Below are 21,652 nucleotides of genomic sequence, written 5' to 3'. Positions count from 1 at the left end.
TGCCGATGTCCTCATCGTGAGGACGCCGGCACCCGTGGTGTTTCGTCTTCCCTCGCCGAGGCGGCCCTCCCCTGTCGTACTGCTGTGACGCGGGTTCGAAACCTCGGAGCAAGAAATGCCCCTGGCCGGCCAATCCACCTGCGCGAGCCCTCCGAATGACACATGTCCGTCCCAATACGGACGACTGCAACCGAAGTCAGAAGAGGACAGGGACCATGAAGAATCTCAAGCTCGCCCGCACCGTCTCCGGTGCCGCACTCGCGACCATCGTCATCGCCGTCGGTCTCATGGCCGCACCCGGGGGCGCCTCCGCTGCCGAGACCTCTCCGGCCGATTCGACTGAAGCCTCGGGGGCACTCATCAACGGCCCGATCATCGATCTGGGCGACCTCCTCGGCGATATCAACATCGGACAGTTCCAGTGACGACCGATCCCCTGCCACCGTGCTCACGTGACCCCAGAGCCGGGTTGCACTGAGCACCCACGCGCCTCCTTGCCGACGGAAACCTCGCTCAAGGAAACCCCCACCCGATGCGAAAGACACGATGACTGACGAGAACGCTCGAATCGACCTCACCTCAGCACAGCGCGGAATCTGGTACGCCCAGAAGATCGAACCCGACAACCCGACGTTCCAGATCGGGCTCTATGTCGATATTCGCGGGCCGCTCGATGTCGACAGAATGCGCAAGGCGGTCGCCACGACCGTAGCCGAAGCCGACTCGCTCAACGCCGTCTTCGGTGAAGACGAAAAGGGACCCTTCCAACAGCTCGGACCGGCACGCAGCCATCTCCTGGTCCGTGACCTGCAGACGGAGTCGAGTGAGGATCCCGAGGCCTCGGCTCATGCGCTGATGCAGGAGGATCTCGAAACCGTCCACGACGTCGATGAGGGTGACCTGCTCCGGTCCCAGCTGTTCCACCTCGGACCCGACCACTGGATCTTCTATCAGCGGGCCCACCACCTCCTCGTCGACGGCTATTCCGCCGTCCTCATCCTCCGCCGCGAATCCCAGGTCTACCGGGAACTCGCCGATCAGGGAACCGCATCGGACTCGCCCTTCGGCAGCCTCGACGATCTGGTGGCCGAGGAGGCTCAGTACCGTTCCTCGCAGCGCTTCACCACCGATGCCGAGTTCTGGAAGCAGGTGCGCTCCGAGTCGGACACGGCCACCGGCCTGGCCGCCCGTCCGGCATCACCGGCACGACGGCTTGTCACCTGCAACGCCGACATCCCCCAGGAGCTCTCATCACGCCTGGCCGGTTCCCGGTCGGCACCGACGCTCATCCTCAGCGCCGCAGCGACCTACCTGCACCGCATGAGCGGCCGAAAGTCCATCACGGTGGGCCTTCCGGTCACTGCCCGTCGCAGCGCCCTGTCCAAATCGGTGCCGTCCATGATGTCGAAGATCCTGCCGGTGCAGCTGCAGGCAGCACCGGAGATGACGACGGCAGATCTCGTCGCCGGCGCCGGCGCGACGCTGCGCGAGACGCTCATCCATCAGCGCTTCCAGTATCAGGAACTGAGCACCGAGAGCGACTACATCGGGCCTTCGGTCAACATCTTCCCGCACGTCGACGACATCGACTTCGGAATGTCGACCGCCTCGCTGCACCTCCTCTCGACCGGCCCGGTCGATGACCTCTCGATCATCATCCACGGCATCGGAGCGGACCCCAGCTCCGACGGAGGCAGCAGGCCCGCCATCGTCCGGTTCGAGGCGAACGCCGAACTCTACGATCAGCACAGCCTCGCCGAGCACCTGCGTCAGTTCCTCTCCGTCCTGTGCCAGTTCGATCCGAACGAAGATCAGCACCTGGCGGACCTCGCGCTCGTCGATGCCGACGAGTCCGACGAACTCATCGCGGGAGGCAGGGGACCCGAGCAGAGCCTTCCCCGCCACACCGTGGTGGAGGAATTCTCCCGTCACGCCCGCAAGTCCCCATTCGCCACCGCGGTCGTCGCCGAGGACGGGCACATCAGCTTCTGCGAACTCGACCGCCGCTCGACTCAGTTAGCCGACTGTCTTCGGGACTTCGGTGCAGGGCCCGGGACTCGCATCGCGGCACGCTTGGGCCGGTCCACCAAGCTGCCCATCGCCGTGCTCGGAATCCTCAAGTCAGGTGCCGCCTACGTGCCCCTCGACCCTGACTATCCGGCCGACCGCATCGAAACGATGATCGCCGACGCAGCGCCGGTGCTCGTCATCAACTCCTCAGCCGTGTCGGGTCCCGCCGGAGAGACGAGTATGACCACCGACCGTCCCGTCATCGACATCGATGCGCAACCGCAGTCGGCAGCGCCCGCGACCGAGTCGACCCAGGCCGGGTCAGCGCAGGCCGGATCAGCGCAGACCGGGTCGACGCCTGCTCCCGACGACCTCGCCTACGTCATCTTCACCTCCGGGTCGACCGGTCGGCCCAAGGGCATCGGGGTCGAGCACCGGTCGCTGCTCAATCTCTTCCACAGTCACAAGGAGACCATCTTCGATCCGGCCTCCAGCCGACTCGGACGAGGACTGCGCGTGGCACACACGGCCGGGATCTCCTTCGACGCCTCCTGGGATCCGCTGCTGTGGCTCTTCGCCGGGCACGAACTCCACCTCATCGACTCGGTCACCCGCCGCGATCCCGAAGCTCTCACCGACTACTTCTCCACCCACGGCATCGACTCGATCGAGACGACTCCCTCATTCGTCAAGGCCCTTCTCGCCCACGGCACGTTCAACGGCACCGAGCATCCCAGCGTCGTCGCCCTGGGCGGAGAAGCGGTCGAACGTGGGCTCTGGGACCAGCTCGCAGCTCTGCCCGAGGTGGACTCCTTCAACTTGTACGGACCGGCGGAGACGACCGTCGACAGTCTCACCGCACCCATCGTCGCCGGCGCCTCACCCGACCTCGGCGGCTCCGTGGCGAACACCAGGCACTATGTCCTCGACTCCCGGTTGACCCCCGTTCCCGCGCAGGCGCGTGGGGAGCTCTACATTGCGGGACTGAATCTGGCGCGCGGCTATGTGGGCCGGCCTGCCACCACGTCAGAACGGTTCATCGCCGACCCCTTCGCTGACGACGGCACCAGGATGTATCGCACCGGCGACATCGTCCGCAGGCCTCTGGCCGGGGGAATCGAGTTCCTGGGCCGGGCCGATGAGCAGATCAAACTGCGCGGCTACCGTGTCGAACTCTCCGAGGTCGAGCTCGCCCTCCAGTCGGAGGGCCGGATCCGGTCGGCCGCGGTCATCCTGGGACAGAACCAGGCCGGCTACAGTCAGCTTCTCGGCTACATCACCGCCGATGAGCAGATCGACACCGCCGAGGTGCGCCGGCACATGAAGACGCGCGTACCCGACTACATGGTCCCCTCGTTCATCACGCAGATCGAGCGGATTCCCCTCACGGTCAACGGCAAGCTCGACCGGGCTGCGCTGCCGGAACCGGAGTCGACGCGATCGGGATCCGCCGCACCGAGGACGGTCCGGGAGCAGGCCGTGGCCGAGGCCTTCGCCCAGGTGCTGGGAGTGGACACCGTCGGCATCGACGATGACTTCTTCGAACTCGGTGGGCACTCCCTGCTCGCCACCCAGCTGGTGGCCTCACTGCGAAGACGATTCGCTGCCCCACCCGCCCTGAGCGAAATCTTCCACCACCCCACCGTCCGCGAACTCAGTGCCGGGCTCGACCTCGGCGACACGACGCAGGAGCCGGCGGACGAACTCGTCGCCGCAGACCGTCCCGCGACCATTCCCCTGTCCTACGCGCAGAGCCGTCTGTGGTTCCTCAACCAGTTCGACCCGGCGTCCGCGGCCTACAACATTCCGCTCACCCTGCGCATCCGCGGAGACCTGGACACCAATGCTCTGCGTGCTGCAATCAACGATGTCGTCTCTCGGCACGAGAGCCTGCGCACCGTGTTCCCGTGGACCGACGGTCAGCCCGAACAGGTGATCCGCGCCGCCGACGATGCGCAGATCGCCCTGCCCATAGTGGAGATCAGCGAGGACCTCGTCGATCACACCGTCGATGCGGAGGCGACACGCGGCTTCGACGTCTCCACACAGCTGCCGATCCGGGCCCTGCTGGTCAGACTGGGCGCCGGGGATCATCTCCTGCTGCTCACGCTGCACCACATCGCCGCCGACGGCTGGTCGCTGCGGCCCCTGGCCGGTGACCTCTCCGAGGCCTACCGCGCTCGGGCTCGCGGCACCACCCCCACCATCCCCGAGCTGCCGATCCAGTACGCCGACTACGCACTGTGGCAGCGAAGGACTCTCGGCTCCGAGGAAGACCCCGACAGCGAGATCGCCGACCAGCTGGCCTATTGGAAGGACGCGCTGAGCGGGACACCGGTCGAGCTCAGACTTCCCGTCGATCGGCCCAGGAGCGCACAGAACACCGACCGTGTCTCCCGCAGGATCCCGGTCGACATCGACGCCGAGACCCACGCCGGTCTGCGCCGGCTCTCCGGCGAGCGCAACGCCAGTCTGTTCATGGTCCTGCAGGCCGCCTTCGCTGTGCTGCTGAGCAGACTCGGTGCCGGCAACGACATTCCCATCGGCACTCCCGTCGCCGGCAGGACGGAGACGAAACTCGACGATCTCATCGGCTTCTTCGTCAACACCCTCGTCCTGCGCACCGACACCTCCGGCAACCCCAGCCTGGTCGATGTCGTCGATCGGGTCCGCGCGTCCAACCTCTCCGCCTATGCCCATCAGGATGCGCCGTTCGAACGAGTCGTCGACGAACTCGCACCCCCACGCTCGGACCAGCTCCATCCTCTGTTCCAGGTCATGCTGACCCTGCAGAACACTGCCCCCGCGGCTCTGGACATGAGCGGCCTCGACGTCGAACCCGCACCCGGGCCACAGGTGTCGGAGGCGAAGTTCGACCTCCTCCTCGACCTGACCGAACGCGAGAACGACGGCGCGGCCCACACGGTCGGTGACATGCACACGGTCAGTGAGGCCGCCGGCATCACCGGCTCCCTCGAGTTCGACTCCGCGCTCTTCGACGAATCCACCGCCGAAGCCATCGCCTCACGATTCGTGCGCGTGATCGACCAGTTCGCCGCCGACTCGCACACACCGCTGCGCGAACTCGAGGTGCTGCGCCCTGACGAGCTCGCAGAGATCCGCGCTCAGGGTCAGGGCCACGACGCGGTCGCACCCGAGTCGACGATCCTCGACGTCCTCGAGTCGACGATCAGGAGCCATCCCGAACGTCGGGCGCTCATCGCCGAAGACGGTGAGCTGACCTTCGCCTGCCTCGGGGCACGCATCGACCAGATCGCCCATGCCCTGGCCACCCGAGGAATCACAGCGGGAGACAGCGTCGCCATTGCCCTTCCCCGGTCCGCCGACGCCATCGCGGCACCCTTGGCCGTGCTCTCGATCGGGGCAGTCGCTGTGCCCATCGACCTCAGCTACCCCGGAGAGCGGATCCGGCTGATCCTCGACGCGAGCGCCCCCGCGGCCGTCATCACCGACGAAGCTGAGCTCCCGGTCCGCCCGGGCACAGCGATCGGCACCACCGAACTCCACACCGCCGAGGTGGGTCGCCGTGACGATGACACCGCCGGACGCGGTCGCCACGGGGCCGACCGTCCGGCTCCGAGCGACCGCGCCTATGAGATGTACACCTCGGGTTCGACCGGCACGCCGAAGGGCGTGGCCGTCCCCCACAGTGCGCTGCTGAATCTGCTGGCCCATCATCGGGAGACCATCTTCGCCGAGGAGGGACTCGGCGTCGGACCGGTCCAGGCGGCGCACACGGCCGGGCTGGGCTTCGACGCCGCCTGGGATCCGGTGCTCTGGCTCGTGGCCGGAGCGAGCCTGCACATCGTCGACGACGAGATCCGCCGCGATGCCGAAGCACTCGTCCGATTCTGCCGCGAGCATGAGATCCGGGCCCTCGAGACCACTCCGTCGTTCGTCAGGCAGCTCATCATCTCAGGACTGCTCGAGGACGAGACCGAGGCAGATCGCGTCCCGCTGTCGCTTGCCCTCGGCGGAGAGGCCGTACCCGCGGATCTCTGGCAGGAGCTTGCTGAGAATCCCAAGGTGCGTGCCCACAACTTCTACGGTCCCACCGAATTCACCATCGATTCCGTCACCGCCGCGGTCGAGGGAGACCGACCCACCATCGGTCATCCGATCAGGAACGTTCGAACCATGGTCCTCGATCAGCATCTGCGTGAGGTCCCCCATGGAGTCGTCGGCGATCTCTATCTCGCAGGCGCCGGAATCGCCTCCGGCTACGTCAACAGGCCGAAGGAGACGGCAACACGATTCGTCGCCGATCCCCTCGAACCGGGCGCTCGCATGTACCGGACCGGCGACCTCGTGCGCCGACACCCCGACGGCAGCCTCGAGTTCGTCTCCCGCGATGACGACCAGATCAAACTGCGCGGATACAGGGTCGAGCTCGGAGACGTCGAGAACGCCCTGGCCTCGGGCAACGGCGTCACCCAGGCCGCGGCCATCGTCGAGAATCCCACGGATCCCGGGTCAGCACGGCTCATCGGCTACTACACCGGGAACGCCGACGAGGCCGCCCTCCGCGATCACCTCGCCGCCCACCTCCCCGCGCCGATGGTCCCCCACATCCTCGTCGGTCTCGACTCGATCCCGCTGACGTCACACGGCAAACTCGACCGCTCCCGGCTGCCTGCCCCCACGGCTTCAGGGGCCAAGGACTCCAGAGCCCCGCGCACCGCGGACGAACACACCATGTGCCGACAGTTCTCGTCCGTGCTCGGCACGGAGGAGATCGGCCTCGACGACGACTTCTTCGACCTCGGCGGGCACTCGCTGCTGGCGGTCTCCCTCATCGGCCGCATCCGCACTGCCTTCGACACCGAGCTGCCGCTGCGCGCAATCTTCGACTCCCCCACCCCGGCTGCGCTGCTGCATCGACTCGATTCTCGCGGCCCCACCGAACCGGCACCCGCCGAGGACCCCACGACCACGGCGGAATCGGCCGGCAGTGCGCCGCACCTGAGCCTCACCGCGTGGAGTCGGTCGCACGGGCACACCCGCCCGCAGCTGATCCCTCTGTCCTATGGGCAGTCGCGGCTGCACTTCCTCAATCAGCTCGACACCGATGCCTCGGACTACACCATCTCCCTGGCTGTCCGATTCTCCGGAGATCTCGACGCGGAGTCCCTCGGGCAGGCGCTGACGAACGTGATCGCCCGACACGAGATCCTGCGCACCGTCTACCCCAGTGTCGATGGCAGCGCCGTCCAGCAGATCCTGCCCCCGGACGCCGGTGGGGGTCTCATGGAACACCGCACCACGACATCTGGCACAGAGACCGCGGAGCGAATGCGGGACGAGGCCGCCGTCGGATTCGACCTCAGCCGCGACCTGCCCATTCGTGCGAGCCTCTTCACTGAAGGCGACGAGTGGGTGCTCCACCTGGTGATGCACCATATCGCCACCGACGGCGCCTCGCTGCGACCGCTGACGCAGGACCTGTCCACCGCCTATGCCGCGTTGCGAGGCTCGGCCCATCCGATGCAGCGCACCCTCGAGGTCCAGTACGCCGAGTTCGCGCTCTGGCAGCGCCATGTCCTCGAGGACGAGCAGGCACCTGAAGCGGAGGCCCCGCTCCTGGAGCGGAAGGTCCGGGCCTGGCACGACAGGCTCGAGGGGATTCCCACCGACATCAGCCTGCCCGCCGATCGTCCCCGCCCCACGACCGCCAGGCAGTCGGGTCGTCACCATCACTTCAGCCTCGACGCCCGTACCTCTGCCCGTCTGGCAGCGGTGGCCGCGGAGAACGGGGCCAGCCTGTTCATGGCGCTGCACTCTGTGCTCGCCGGCTATCTCAGCAGGCTCGGTGCCGGTGAGGACATCGTCATCGGCTCCCCCAGCGCCGGACGGTCGGACCCGGCGCTGGAGGACATGGTCGGACTCTTCGTCAACACCATTCCGATCCGCACCGACACCTCGGCGGGCCCCGGCCTGCGCGCGCTCCTGGCTCGCACCCGCGCCGCAGTCATCGATGCAGTGGAACTCGACGACGTGCCGTTCGAGCGTCTCGTCGAATCGGTCAATCCGCCTCGCGAACTGGGCCGCCATCCCCTGTTCCAGGTCATGCTGTCACTCGAGGAGTCGGCAGCACCGAACCTCGAGCTGCCCGGTGTCACCACGAGCATCGAACCCGAGGTCGAGACCGGTGACGCGAAGTTCGACCTCTCGTTCACATTCCGCCGCAGCGAAGCCGAGGCTGGACTTGCGGTGGTCCTCGATTACAACTCGTCGATGTTCGACGCGGAGACCATCGCCGACATCTGCCGACGATTCTCCCGATTCGTCGATGAGGCCGTGAAGGATCCCGAGCGTCCGCTGCACGACATCGCCCTGCTCGACCCGGTCGAAACGCGGACGGCGATCGAGTCCCTCACCGGCCCCGAGCCTGCGGACACGCCGCCACCGGTGCTCGACGTCTTCGCCGTCACGGCAGCCCGAATGCCCGATGCCGTGGCGGTCCGGTCCGACCAGACGTCGCTGTCCTACCGCGAACTGGACGCGGCCTCGTCCCGGTTGGCGCACGAGCTCATCGACCAGGGAGCAGGCGCCGGCGAAACGGTCTCCGTTCGACTGAGTCGCGGCCTCGGCGTCATCGTCGCCACGCTGGCCGTGCTCAAGTCCGGTGCGGCCTTCAACCCGATCGACATCGACTACCCCAGCGGCCGCACCGCTGCGATCCTCACCGACGCCGAACCGCTCATCGTCATCACACAGCCGGGCAGCACCTCAGAGCTCGCGCCCCTCCTCGCCGATGCCGGGATCACCCCGAGCATCATCGAGATCTCGCCCGCCGACGGTTCGGCTCGCCCCTCACCTGCTCCGCAGGAATCCACGACCTCAAGGGCAACCGCTGCGACCACGACCGCGACGCTGCCCACGCCTCACCGGGATTCGGCGGCCTATGTCACCTTCACCTCCGGCTCGACGGGCCGGCCCAAGGGCGTCGAGGTCGGCCACGCGGCCGTGGCGAACCTCCTCGCCTCCCACCGCACACGGCTCCTGCCGACCCCGAGCGGTGAGGCCGACCGGATTCCGGTCGCCCACACCACCGGAATCGGCTTCGACGCCGCCTGGGATCCCCTGCTGTGGATGGTGGTCGGGCATCCGCTGCACATCGCCTCGGAGGCCGTCCAACGAGATCCACAGCAGCTGGCGGCCTCTCTGCGCCGACTCGGCATCGGATTCTGGGAGACGACACCGAGCTACCTTCGCCTGCTCTCCACCGAACCGGAATTCGAGCGCATGCTCACTGAGGCCGCTGAAGAAGGCTCTCCGATCGTCCTCGCCCTCGGCGGGGAAGCGATCGATCCCGATCTCTGGCAGTGGCTGCGCGACCACCCCGGCATCATCGCCCACAACCTCTACGGGCCCACGGAGACCACGGTCGACGCATTCGCCGCACCTGTGGGCGCCTCTCCGACGCCGATGCTCGGGGCACCACTGGAGCGCATGCGCGGATACGTCCTCGATGAACGCCTCCATCATGTGCCGTCCGGCACGATCGGCGAACTGTATCTGGCGGGCGAGCAGTTGGCCCACGGGTACCGGGGCCGGCCGGGGCTGAGCGCCGAACGCTTCATCGCCGACCCCTACGGTGGCACGGGCGAGCGCATGTACCGGACCGGGGATCTCGTCATCCGGCACGAGGGCGGAGAGCTCGTGTTCATCGGTCGCAGCGATGATCAGATCCAGCTGCGCGGATACCGGGTCGAACTCGGGGAGGTCGAGCGGGCCCTGCGCCAGGCACCGGGCGTCAAGGACGCCGTCGTCCGTCCGTTCGGCACGGACCCTGCCACCATGCAGCTCGTCGGCTATATCGTCGCCGAGGTCGGCGAGAGAACGGAGACCGCCACAGAGCTCGCCGAAGAAGGAACCGGGACGTCGTCTCGGGACCTGCTCGCCGATGAGGCCCGCGACCATGTGCGCTCGATCGTTCCCTCATACATGGCGCCCTCGCACCTCGTGGTCATCGACGAGATCCCCCTCACCGCTCACGGCAAGATCGACGAGGCGGCCCTGCCCGACCCCTCGACCGCGGCCGTCGGATCGCGACTGACACCGCGCACGCCGCAGGAGGAGACCGTCGCCGCGATCTTCGCACGCGTGCTGTCCCTGCCGCATGTCGGCATCGACGAGTCGTTCTTCGAACTCGGCGGGCATTCGTTCCTCGCCCGACCCCTCATCGCGGCCGTCAACGAGGCCCTCGGTGCCGATCTGTCGGTCCAGGCCCTGTTCCGCTCACCGACCGTCGAACAGCTCGTTCGCGAGGTCGGCCGAGGCGGTGCGGACTCCATCGCCGACAGCCTCCACCGTCTGCTTCCGCTGCGCCGCGCGGGCGCGAAGCCGCCGCTGTTCGCCGTTCACCCGGCCACGGGCATCAGTTGGGGATTCGCCGCGATGCTCCACGGTCTCGATCCGGATCGCCCGCTGATCGGCCTGCAGATGCCCGGCCTCTCCCCCGGGGACCCGGAGGAGATGACTGCCCAGACGCTGACCGAACTCGCCGACGACTACATCGACCACCTGCAGACGGTTCAGCCAACGGGCCCCTACCATCTGATCGGGTGGTCTCTCGGCGGCATCCTCGCCCATCGTCTGGCCACCCGCCTTCAGGAGCGGGGCGAGTCCGTCGCGTTCCTCGGAGTTCTCGACGCCTTCCCCGCCGGGCAGGAGCACAACGCCGATGTCGGCGAAGGGTCCGAGCTGTGGGCGAACTACCTCGGCGCCGATCATCCGGCGATCACGGAGACGACGGAGGGTCTCGATGACGAACGGGCCCTGGAGATCCTGCGTGCACACGGTGATCCCCTCGGCAATGTGGCACCGGAGACCATTGCGGCGATGACTCGCGGGTTCTTCACCCTGGCCAGACTGATCCGCGAGGCCCCGGTGGAGACGTTCGGCGGTGAGCTGGTGCTCTTCACCGCGACCCGGGACGTTCCGAGCGGCACCCCCGGCCCCGACTCATGGCGCCGATTCGTCACCGGCGGCATCCACGTCACCGAGGTCGATGCGCGGCATTCGGACATGCTGAGTGCCGAGGCTCTCGAAGAGATTCTTCCCGCTCTGTCCATCCACTTAGACGAGGCCGCCGAATCACAGATGAGTTCCATCCACGCCTGGAACCAAACCCCGCCAAGCAACACCACTAGGAGCTGAAACCCCGTGAATAACCCCTTCGACGACACAACAGGGACCTTCCGCGTGCTGGTCAACGACCTGCAGCAGCATTCGCTGTGGCCGTCGTTCGCCGATGTGCCCGCGGGTTGGGTTCTCGTGTTCGGACCGGCCAGCCGCGAAGACTGCCTCGAATTCGTCGAGGAGAACTGGACGGACATCACTCCGCGCCGGCTCGCCGAGATCGCCTCATAGTGATTCGCCTGGAGAACCTGAGGAAGAGCTATGGAGCCTTTCGTGCTCTCGACGGCATCAGCCTGGACATCGAGGAGGGACAGATCTTCGGTCTCCTCGGCCCCAATGGGGCCGGGAAGACGACGACCGTCAAGGTCCTGTCGACGCTGATCCGCCCCGACTCCGGCACCGCCGTCGTCGCAGGACACTCGGTGACCGCCGATCCCACTGCCGTCCGCCGCAGCATCGGCCTCTCCGGCCAGTACGCGGCCGTCGATGAGAAGCTCACCGGCTACGAGAACCTCGTCATGGTCGCCCGCCTCTACGGGATGGGCCGCCGGGAAGCGGCGACCCGCGCCCGCGAGCTGCTGGCCGAATTCGGTCTCAGCGACGTCGCAGGCAAACGCGCAGGCGCCTATTCGGGAGGCATGCGGCGACGACTCGACCTGGCCTCGGCCCTGGTCGTGCGTCCGCCGGTGGTCATTCTCGACGAACCGACCACCGGGCTCGATCCGCGCGCACGGCTCGACACCTGGGAGGTCATCACCACCCTGGTCAGAGGCGGCACCACCGTGCTGCTGACGACCCAGTACCTGGAAGAGGCCGACCAGCTGGCCGATCGCATCGCCGTCATCGATTCCGGACACGTCATCGCCGAGGGAACCTCCACGGAGCTCAAGGGCAAGCTCGGCGCCGAACGCGTCACACTGACGCTGGCCCACCGCGACTCCCTCGACGGAACCCTGCGGATCCTCGACCGCATCATCGGCGACTCCGCCCGCCCGCAGACGGACTCGTCGGGACTGCGCATCACCGCGTCCGCACCGCTGGGACAGAGGAATCTGCTGCAGGTCCTCGCCGCCTTGGATGAGGAGGGGCATTCCGTCACCGAGGCGGCCCTGTGCCGTCCCACGCTCGACGACGTGTTCCTCGACCTCACCGGGCAACCCGCCTCGGCGAGGCCCTCACGGACCCCGGCAGACACCGCCGAGGTGGGAGTATGACCGCGCTCGTCTCCGCCGCTCGGGACAGCTCCGTGATCGCCTGGCGCAATCTGCTCACCGTCCGTCGGACTCCGGGTGCCCTGGTCACGGGAGTCGTCCAGCCGGTGATCTTCGTCTTCCTCCTCGCGTTCGTCTTCGGCGGCAGCCTCGGCGGTGCACCGTACCGGGAGTTCCTCATCGGCGGGATCCTGGCTCAGACGCTGACCTTCAATTCCTCCTTCACCGCCGTCTACCTCGCCAAGGACCTCCAGCTCGGACTCATCGACCGTTTCCGTTCGCTGCCGATGTCACGGGTCGCCGTGATTCTGGGCAGAACATCCTCGGACCTGGTCACCAGCCTCATCTCCGTGGCGGTGACGATGATCTGCGGTCTGCTCATCGGGTGGCGGATCACCGAGGGATTCGGCTCTGCGCTGCTGGGCATCACGCTCCTGCTCCTCTTCAGCTTCGCCATGTCGTGGATCGGTGCGGTCATCGCACTGACGGCCAGGAGCGTCGAGGTGGCACAGAGCCTCGGCCTCATCTGGCTCTTCCCCGTCACCTTCATCTCCGGAGCCTTCGTCTCGATCGACACCCTCCCGGGCCCTCTGCAGACGATCGCCGCGTGGAATCCCATCACCGCGGTCGCCACCAGTGTCCGAGAGCTGTTCGGCAACGCACCGCCGGCCGGGTTCGTCACCAGCACGGGCTGGGCGGCCGACAACGCCGTCATCTATGCGATCCTCAGCTGCGTTGCGGTCATCGCCGTCTTCTCGCCCATCGCCGTCTCCCAGTACCGTCGGATCAGTCGGAGATGACGAGAGCCGCGATCGAATACCTCATCAGCGACATAGCAGCGATCGAACGGGTGCTCGCCGAACACCCATGGCTCGATTCGCTCCTGTCACCGGACGAAGCCGCTCGAGCGGACCGTTTTCGCAGACCCGCAGACCGGGCCGCGTTCCGAGGGGCGCATCTGATCTTTCGGCTCATGGCTTCTCGCCGCCTCGGCGTCGATCTCGAAGAGGCCGGCGAATTGGAGCTGACACGCCGCTGTCGCACCTGCGGCGGCGCCCATGGCAAACCGGCAGTCCCCGGGGCGGAGCTCAGCCTGTCTCGTTCGAACGAGGCCGTGGCGATCGCCTCGGCGCCTGGGTCCTCACCGATCGGAGTCGACGTCGAACAGGTCCCGACCGATGTCTTCTCAGGCTTCGACGACTACGTCCTCGGCCCGACGGAGACTCTGACCGGAAGCGGCGATCCCGTGCGTCAGCGCATCGACCTCTGGGTGTGCAAGGAAGCCGCGGTGAAGACCACCGGTCACGGGCTGTCTGTGCCGCCCAGTGACATCGAAGTCATGGACCTGCCGTCGGGAATGGGCCCGCACGGACGGTGGACGGCCACGACCGCAGCCCCCGGATATTCCGAACTCGACGCACTCAACATCTCTCGGCTCACGTGCCCTCGACCGTATGTCGCGGCGTTGTGCAGTGCTGATCGAATGCCCGTCGAGGCTGTCGGTCTGCAGGAGATTCTCGCCCAACGGTGACGGAGATGCGTGCGATAACCGTGAGGGGGAAAGTCCTCAGGACTCATCCCGATCGGCGAGGACCTTCCCCGGGTTGAGGTTCCGTCCGGGGTCGGTGGCTCGGAATACGGCATCGACCATGAATGCCCCCGGCTCGGTGATGTCGTCGACGAGCCACGGCTGGTGTTCGGTGCCGACTCCGTGGTGGTGCGACAGGCCTCCACCGGAGTCGATGAACTCCTGCTGAATGCTGTCCTTGACTTCCTGATACTCCGCCAGCGCCGTGTCCCCATTCGTGTAGGGAATCGCGAAGGTGAAGTACAGGCAGGCGCCGCCATGATAGCTGTGGGACAGATGGCAGAACATGAACCCCGGCCCGCCCTGCTCACTGCGGTTCTGTCGGAATCTCTCGTGCACCCGAGCATGGACGTTCTTGAGATCTCCCCATGTCACCCCCGTCTCGCAGACATCGCCGAAGACTCTGTAGTTGAGCAGGAAGTCGCGCAGGTACGGGGTGTCGAACTTCTTCTGATCATAGACTGCACCGGGCCCTGAGCCGAGGCTGATTCCGCCTCGGCGACCGATGAGTTCCTTCACCTCGGCCTTCTCAAGTGCCACCCGCTCCTTCGACCCTTCGAAGCAGACGTATGACAGGCACATGCCTTCTGTCGTGTCCCATCCTTTGGACCGCAGGTAGGCGAACAGGGCGTCCTGACCGCGAGCCGCGATCGTCGCCTTCACGCCCCTCGGCTCAGAGACCATCGCGAGGCTGAACCGAGTCTCGGGCCCGTCGGAGAGACGGGTGAACGCGGGTGTGACCTCGGAACGGGCGATGTCGTGCATGGCCTCGACCCCGCTCGCCCAATCAGGGAAGAGGTAGGCGATGACCTGCCGCACCTTCGGCAGCCGATGCACCTGCACCGTGCATTCCGAGATCACACCGAGACGTCCTTCGCTGCCGAGGACCATCTCATGCACAGACGGCCCCGAATCGCGGCCCGGAATGGGCTTGCTGACCATCACGCCACGAGGGTGGACGACACGAAGACCGCACACGATGTCTTCGATGTCACCGTACTTGTCCGACTGCATTCCCGACGACCGGGTCGCCGTCCATCCGCCGAGGGTCGAATAGCTGAACGAGTCGGGGAAATGGCCCATCGTCCATCCGCGAAGATTGAGCTGCTCCTCGAGGTCGGGTCCATATGCTCCGGCTTCGACTCGGGCGAAGCCCGAATACTCGTCGATGTCGATGACTCGTCGCATCCTCCCGAGATTCAGCGAGACGATGGGGCGCTTCTCATCCGGGCTCGGAGTGACTGAGCCGGAGATGCACGAGCCGCCGCCGTAGGGAATGAGCACGAGATCGCGCTCGAGGACGAGGGCGAGGACGGCAGCGATCTCGTCCTCGCTGCCGGGGTAGACGACGGCGTCGACGAGGCGGGTGAGCGGTTCGTGGCGCACCCGGTAGAGGTCAGGCAGGGACCGGCCGAACGAATGGACGACGCGCAGTTCGTCGTCGACGCTGACATTGCCCGGCTCCACCACGGCCCCGAGCTCGTCGAGAAGCTTCGATGACATGCGCGACTCGGGTATGTCCAGGTCGCCGAGCACCGGAGTCTTCGGTCGTGGTGCGTTCCAGAGGTCGAGACCGACTTTGTCCTTCGCGATCGCAGCGAAGTCAGGTTTGGTCTCCCACCGGAAGTCGACTCCTTCGGCGCCCCAGCCCCACCAGCGGTGTCGCTTGACGTCCTGCATTCTCATTGGTTCGCTCACTTCTTCGTCCTTTCCTCCAACAGTGTGTGTTCGCTGCGGACTCCGATGTCGTCGGCGCCTGCGGTGAACAGCTCTCCGACGAGACGCTGCACTCGCGCAGTGAGCGCACCGAGCGATTCCTCTGGTCGGGCGGTGACCGGTTCACCGAAGACCACCTGCACAGGCGGCCTGCCCGGCACCGGCCAGGCAGTGCCTTTGGGCATCGCTTCGAAGCCTCCGACGACGGCCGTCGGCACAATGGGGACAGAGGCATCGACTGCCAGCTTGATCGACCCGACCTTGAAATCAGCGATCGTGCCCGACTTCTGCCGACCTCCCTCGGGGAACAGCAGAACCGGCACACCCGAGCGCAGAAGAGCGCGGGGCAGATGCGCGCTGCCGCGTGATCCCTCGCGATAGATCGGAAACGCGTTGAAGAGCCAGCGGACGAAGAGCCGCTTGTGCCACACGGTGAAGAAGTAGTCGAAGGCGACTCCGGTCGCCAGGAACCGCGACTGCCTGCGCGGCAGACTCTGCGCGATGATGGGCGCGTCGAGGTGCGAGGTGTGGTTGGCGATGACGAGGAAGCCTCGGTCGAGCTTGCGCACTCCTGGAGCGATCTTCACCGTCGGAGTGATCGTCGAACGGACGAGCCCGCGGAAGAGGACACGCTGGAGGAGGAATCGCAGCGCGGCGCGCATGCGCGACCTGTATTTCGGCGGCGCCGGCGGAGAGAGAGTGTGATCAGTCATCTCCACTGGTTCGGAGCCGCTATCGCATTCGGATTGGCATTCCCCCGAATTTCTTCGACCGGTCGAGCATCGCCGCTCTACCCCTCCTGCTGCCGACGAGAAGTGAGCAGCGCGGAAAGACGGTGGATTGCCGGACGCGGCAGCACCCGCAGCGTCGACGAGATCACCTTCCACCGCAGCTGCGGCACCGAGATCCTCTTCCCGCGAGCGACATCTCGCAAGCACCCCTCCACAAGCAGGTCCGCATCGATCCACAGCAGGTCGGGAATCGACGTCCCGGCGATGCCGGCTCGGGAATGGAACTGCGTGCGCACCCATCCGGGCACCAGAGCGGTCACACTCACACCTGTGCCCGCGGTCTGGACCGACAGCGCCTCGGAGTAGTTCTGCGTCCACGCTTTGATGGCGGTGTAGTTGTTCTGCGTGAGTCCCGCGCTGACGGAGCAGACATTGATGATCCAGCCCCGCCCTCGATGCTTCATCGCTCTGGCGGCGGCACCGCCGATGATCAGCACGGCGCGCTGCATCACTTCGAAGCCTCGATCATGTTCGGTGACATCCGCGCTGAGCAGGCTCGAGCGGACCGAGAATCCCGCATTGTTGACCACGATGTCGATATCGGGTTCCGAACCGGGCTCCTCGATCCGGGCCGCCACGCGAGCCTGGTCATCCCGGTCGGCGAGGTCGGCGACGATCGTTGCGACGTCCACACCGAAATCGGCGCGGATGCGCTCGGCAGACGACTCGAGGGTGTCGGGGTCTCGGGCGACGAGGACAAGACTGACACCGCGTCCGGCGAAAGCGCGGGCGAAAGCCGCACCGATGCCCGCAGTGCCTCCAGTGATGAGGGCCACATTCATATTGCTACGATACAGGCATCCGAACACCGGTCCGCACCGAATCAATCGTGTAAACCACGTCCGCGTTTCCACCGAAACGCACTCTCTACCCGATAGGTTTCCGCATGCACCCCAGCCGATACCTCTTGACCGGTGCCACAGGGTTCCTTGGTCAGGCGCTGCTGCAAGCGCTGCTCGAAAGCGACCCGCACGTCGCCATCACCGCACTCGTTCGTCCCCGCGGGGACCGGTCGGGACGTGATCGTCTGCAGCGAATCCTCGGCAAGCCGGTCTTCGCTTCCTGGATCGATCGGGCCGGTGAGGAGACAGTGCGTGAGGCCTTCGACTCACGGGTCACGGTCCTCGAAGGGGATCTCGCTGATCTGCCGCCCCTGACCGATCGCTTTGACGTCGTCATCCACTCCGCGTCGAGCGTGTCCTTCGACGCCGCGATCGACGAGGCGTTCGACACCAACGTCGGGGGCGTCGAGCGACTCTACGCCGCCTTGTCGGAATCGCAGCAGAGCCCCCACGTCATCCATGTCTCGACAGCCTATGTCGGAGGGATCGCGAAGGGCGTCGTGCAGGAGTCCCGGCTGCGCCACACCGTCGATCATGACGATGAGTATCGGGCGGCGCGACAGGCCAGGAAGAGCGTCGAGGCCGAATCCAGGCAACCGGAGAAACTGCGCCGATTCATCCGCACAGCTCAGGCACAGAGCTCTCGGATGGGTCCGAAATCAGTGGCAGCAGGTGCCGAAGCCGCCCGGGAAGGCTACGTGAGGGATCGGCTCGTCGAGTTCGGGCGCACCCGGGCCCAGTCCCTCGGCTGGACAGACATCTACACCTTCACCAAAGCTCTCGCCGAGCGGATCGGTGAGGAGTGGGCCGCGGCAGGACATCGGGTCTCATTCGTGCGCCCGTCCATCATCGAATCCGCGCTCCGCCGGCCGAGTCCCGGGTGGATCGACGGTTTCAAAGTCGCTGACCCCCTGATCATGGCCTACGCCAAAGGAAGCCTCTCGGAATTCCCCGGGCACGCTGATTCGGTGCTCGATATCATCCCCGTCGACTACGTCGTCAATGTCATCCTCGCTCTTGCCGCGCACGACTCGCCCGACCGGCAGTCTGCCGGGCATGAAAGCGGCTCCGTACAGCCTGCCCAAGGTCATTCGGACTACTACCAGGTCGTATCGGGCACGAGCAATCCCCTGCCGTTCCACCAGATGGTCAGGACGGTTCGCGAGTTCTTCCTCGCCCACCCGCTCCCTGACAGTGAGGGCGTTCCCACAGCGGTGCCCGAATGGAGCTTTCCCAGCTCCGAACTGATCGAACAGCGCATCCGGTTGAAGGAACTGGCCACCGGGGTCGGCCGCGAGGTCGTCGACAGGCTGCCCGCCTCCACGCATACACGTGCTCTGGCCTCTCGGCTCGGCAAGACCGACGCCAAACTGAAGTCGTTGCGTCAGTTCGCCGACCTGTACCGGCAGTACACGAAGACGGAGATGATCTTCGACGATGCGAACACGAGACGACTGCTTGAGCGGCTGCCGGAGGAATACCCGTCCCACCGCAGGTTCGACGTGACCGAGATCGACTGGAAGGAATACTTCCAAGACATCCACATACCGGCCATCACAGATCTCACGCGCAGCTACTCGCGCGACCGCCGACGCGGCGAGGATCGGCTCACTGCGCAGCCCCTGCGGCCCACCTCGGATGCGCTGGCAGTCTTCGACCTCGACGGGACGGTGATCTCGGCGAACATCGTGCAGCAGTTCATGGCTGTCGTTCGCGCCACGCAGCCGATCTACAAGTGGCCGGCGATGATGGGAACGATGGCCGGAATCGTACCAGGACTGCTGCGAGCCGAGTTCCGGGATCGCTCGGAACTCATTCGCATGGTCAACCGCCGGTACCAGGGCTTCCGCCTCGACGAGCTCCGAGCGGCCGTGACCGGCAGCCTCGGGCAGGCGATCCGCGACTCCATCCGCCCACAGGCCCGGCAGCTCATCGACGAGCATCGCACGGCCGGGCACCGGACAGTGCTTCTGACAGGCGCTCTGGACGTCCTCGTCGAACCGCTCGCAGATCTCTTCGACGAGGTGGCGGCGACCCGGATGGATGTCACCGATGACGGCGTTCTCTCGGGGTTTCTCGCGAAACCCCCGCTGGTCGATGAGGCCCGGGCGAACTGGCTGCGCAGATACGCCGACACCATGGGCGCCGATCTGGCACGATCGACCGGCTACGGCGACTCTCTGGGCGATGCCGCGTGGCTCGAACTCGTCGGCGACCCCGTGGCCGTCACACCGGATCTCGGTCTCTACGGCCTGGCACTGAAGAAGCGATGGAAAGTGATGGAATGGTGACGAACGACAGAACACTCCATGACCGCGGCCCCCGCGTCGAACACCCGCCCGGACATGTCGGAGGAAGACTGTTCTCCGATGCAGAGCATCCCACCGTGCTGCGCACAGCATTCGATGTCGACGACTATCTTGCTCACGCTCGAGGGCGCATCGAGTTCGACGCCGAGCGCATCGAGGTGGCCGAGGACGTGGCACGAGATCTCGGCTTCCTGTGGCGCCTGGAGAACTCAGCGCTGGCCGAGACCCGAGCCATGTTCGCCTCCTGGACGGCCAACGAAGCTCGGATCACGGCCTTCGTCACGGGTTGGGGCTATGAACGGTACTGGTTGGCGCGGGCACTGCGTGACATCCTCGAAGCCTCACCGACACCCTCACCCACCGCAGAGGACCCTCGCGGGGTCGGGGCACCGAGGCTGCGAGGAGTGTGGGTCGAACGAGGCCTTCCGATCATCGCGCCCGTTGTCGGCGGGTTGGTCAGGGAACCTCTCACCGCCGGGCACATGGCTCGACTCGCGATCCAGGAGGCGAGCCTCCAGGCAGCTGAACGAGCGGTCCGTACACGACTCGGTGGTGAAGCCGCTCGCGTCCTGACCGAGATCATCGACCGTCGCGAGGAGATCATCCGCTTCTTCCGCTCGGAGGCGGTGGCTCGGATCCGACGATCGCGGATCGAGGCAGTCACCGCTCGGGCCCACCTCATGCGGCCGTGGGCTCCCCTGCGGATCGTCGGAGTGCCCGAACCGGATGAGGCCCGCGCTCTGACGAGCATCTTCGCCTCTGCTTCCGACAGACGGCGACTCATCGACTCGGATGCTGAAATCGGACAGTTCCTGCCCGGGAACCCGCATCCTTCAGTGAATCAAGTGACGGCGGCGCTGCGCTCGACTCGCAGAGCCCATGCTCGAGCAGGGAGAAACCATGGCATTTGACTTCGACAAGTACGCCGAGACGTCCGAGGCGGTGAACTGGTCCGATCTGGATCTCGATGTGTTCGACGACATGCCCTTGGACAGAGACACTCTCCGGTCAGTGCGCTACATGTGCGACGTCGAATACCACACCACATGCTTCGTAAGGGAGCTGCTCGTCACTCCGTCGCACCGGGAGGACGCACCGGCGGCATTCATGACCATGTGGAACCGCGAGGAGTTCTGGCATGGCGAGGCATTGGCCGCCGTGCTCGAGAAGCACGGGATCCACGTCGACTACGACGAGGTCAAAGCCAAGCGGATGAGCTTGGGCTGGAAACTCGCTCTCGGGCCCGCGAAGCAGTCGCTGCTGTCGAACATGGTGGGCACGGACTTCATCGCCGTGCATATGGCCTGGGGTGCGGCCAACGAGCTCTCGGCCACCGCCGGATATCGCAGAATGGCGGCGATGCAGGACCACCCGGTGCTCTCTCCGCTGCTCGAGCGCATCGCCAAGCAGGAGACTCGGCACGTGGCCTTCTACACGACCCAGGCACGACAGAGGCTCGAGGACAACCCACGAGCTCAGAAGATCGTGCGCCTGGCCCTGGGAAAGCTGTGGAAACCGGTCGGCTCAGGGATGATGGACGATGCCGAAGTCAAGCATGTGATGAGCCATCTCTTCCAGAACCACACCGACGAACTGGACAAACTCGATAAGAGCGTCCAGAAACTGCCTGGTCTGGACTCGCTGACCATCTTCCGCGATGCCTTTGCCCGCCTGGGAATCGGCTGACCACCGGCCGCCTCGGCGAACGTTTCCTCAACTCTCTTCCCGATCTACCCATCCGGATGCTCGCCCGCTGCGAATACCCAGTACACAGCGAGCAATGGAGATCACTTCACAGCTGTGCGCGAATACGCATCACTGTTGATTAGGAGAAGAACAATGAAGACACTGCTTCGCACACGCACCGCCACCATCCTCTCAGCCGGCGCCATCGGCCTGCTGGCTCTCAGCGGCTGCGGTATGGACTCCGGCTCCGGCAGCGAGGAATCCGGCTCGGAATCGAGCAGCTCCGAATCCCAGCCCGCTGACTCCGGCGAGTCCGAGATGCCCGAAGAGTCCG

Annotated in this window: 12 protein-coding genes and 1 pseudogene; 10 read left to right on the top strand and 3 right to left on the bottom strand. The window is 66.1% G+C overall.

Annotated elements, in window-relative coordinates; genetic code table 11:
- The first annotated feature begins 215 nt into the window (after nucleotides 1-215).
- The 6 genes from FHG09_RS19225 to FHG09_RS19200 all read left to right on the top strand — a co-directional run bounded on the left by FHG09_RS19225 (nucleotide 216) and on the right by FHG09_RS19200 (nucleotide 13,917).
- Nucleotides 216-425 (top strand): hypothetical protein, encoded by a 210-nt coding sequence (locus FHG09_RS19225; RefSeq protein ID WP_152349258.1) that lies wholly within the window; start codon nucleotides 216-218, stop codon nucleotides 423-425.
- Between the two features lie 121 nt (nucleotides 426-546).
- Nucleotides 547-11,193 (top strand): non-ribosomal peptide synthetase, encoded by a 10,647-nt coding sequence (locus FHG09_RS19220; RefSeq protein ID WP_152349257.1) that lies wholly within the window; start codon nucleotides 547-549, stop codon nucleotides 11,191-11,193.
- A gap of 6 nt (nucleotides 11,194-11,199) precedes the next feature.
- On the top strand, nucleotides 11,200-11,406 hold the full coding sequence (locus FHG09_RS19215; RefSeq protein WP_152349256.1) for an MbtH family protein: 207 nt from the start codon (nucleotides 11,200-11,202) through the stop codon (nucleotides 11,404-11,406).
- Nucleotides 11,406-12,389, top strand: a complete 984-nt coding sequence (locus tag FHG09_RS19210) for an ATP-binding cassette domain-containing protein (RefSeq protein WP_152349255.1) — start codon at nucleotides 11,406-11,408, stop codon at nucleotides 12,387-12,389. Before FHG09_RS19215 ends, FHG09_RS19210 begins: the two co-directional genes overlap by 1 nt.
- Nucleotides 12,386-13,186 carry an ABC transporter permease gene (locus FHG09_RS19205; protein ID WP_152349254.1) on the top strand — a complete coding sequence of 267 codons (801 nt, stop codon included), beginning with the start codon at nucleotides 12,386-12,388 and terminating at the stop codon, nucleotides 13,184-13,186. The genes FHG09_RS19210 and FHG09_RS19205 overlap by 4 nt, the downstream gene beginning before the upstream one ends.
- Nucleotides 13,183-13,917, top strand: coding sequence for a 4'-phosphopantetheinyl transferase family protein (locus FHG09_RS19200; protein ID WP_152349253.1), 735 nt, complete (start codon nucleotides 13,183-13,185; stop codon nucleotides 13,915-13,917). The genes FHG09_RS19205 and FHG09_RS19200 overlap by 4 nt, the downstream gene beginning before the upstream one ends.
- Nucleotides 13,918-13,953: 36 nt before the next feature.
- Here the strand turns inward: FHG09_RS19200 and FHG09_RS19195 are convergent, their stop codons facing one another.
- The 3 genes from FHG09_RS19195 to FHG09_RS19185 form a co-directional block, all read right to left on the bottom strand.
- Nucleotides 13,954-15,654 (bottom strand): FAD-binding oxidoreductase, encoded by a 1,701-nt coding sequence (locus FHG09_RS19195; RefSeq protein WP_413773159.1) that lies wholly within the window; start codon nucleotides 15,652-15,654, stop codon nucleotides 13,954-13,956.
- Between the two features lie 14 nt (nucleotides 15,655-15,668).
- The gene (locus FHG09_RS19190) at nucleotides 15,669-16,403 is read right to left on the bottom strand and encodes a lysophospholipid acyltransferase family protein (protein ID WP_152349251.1); all 735 of its coding nucleotides are present in this window, start codon (nucleotides 16,401-16,403) and stop codon (nucleotides 15,669-15,671) included.
- Nucleotides 16,404-16,480: 77 nt separating this feature from the next.
- Entirely contained in the window at nucleotides 16,481-17,263 is a 783-nt protein-coding gene (locus FHG09_RS19185; RefSeq protein WP_152349250.1) for an SDR family NAD(P)-dependent oxidoreductase, read from the bottom strand.
- Between the two features lie 104 nt (nucleotides 17,264-17,367).
- On the opposite strand from FHG09_RS19185, the gene FHG09_RS19180 reads away from it, so the two are divergent.
- The 4 genes and pseudogenes from FHG09_RS19180 to FHG09_RS19165 all read left to right on the top strand — a co-directional run.
- Nucleotides 17,368-19,614, top strand: a complete 2,247-nt coding sequence (locus FHG09_RS19180; protein ID WP_152349249.1) for an HAD-IB family hydrolase — start codon at nucleotides 17,368-17,370, stop codon at nucleotides 19,612-19,614.
- Nucleotides 19,608-20,543 (top strand): hypothetical protein, encoded by a 936-nt coding sequence (locus FHG09_RS19175; protein WP_152349248.1) that lies wholly within the window; start codon nucleotides 19,608-19,610, stop codon nucleotides 20,541-20,543. Before FHG09_RS19180 ends, FHG09_RS19175 begins: the two co-directional genes overlap by 7 nt.
- A complete protein-coding gene (locus tag FHG09_RS19170; RefSeq protein WP_152349247.1) occupies nucleotides 20,533-21,318 on the top strand; it encodes a ferritin-like domain-containing protein in 786 nt (261 codons plus the stop codon). Before FHG09_RS19175 ends, FHG09_RS19170 begins: the two co-directional genes overlap by 11 nt.
- A gap of 153 nt (nucleotides 21,319-21,471) precedes the next feature.
- Nucleotides 21,472-21,652: pseudogene (locus tag FHG09_RS19165) on the top strand (fasciclin domain-containing protein); the annotation flags it as partial.

Origin of the sequence: Brevibacterium sp. CFH 10365, assembly GCF_009299785.1 — a bacterium.
Taxonomy (GTDB): Bacteria; Actinomycetota; Actinomycetes; order Actinomycetales; family Brevibacteriaceae; genus Brevibacterium; species Brevibacterium limosum.
Note: the sequence above shows the minus strand (reverse complement) of the source record. Positions and strands in the feature narration are given on the sequence as shown.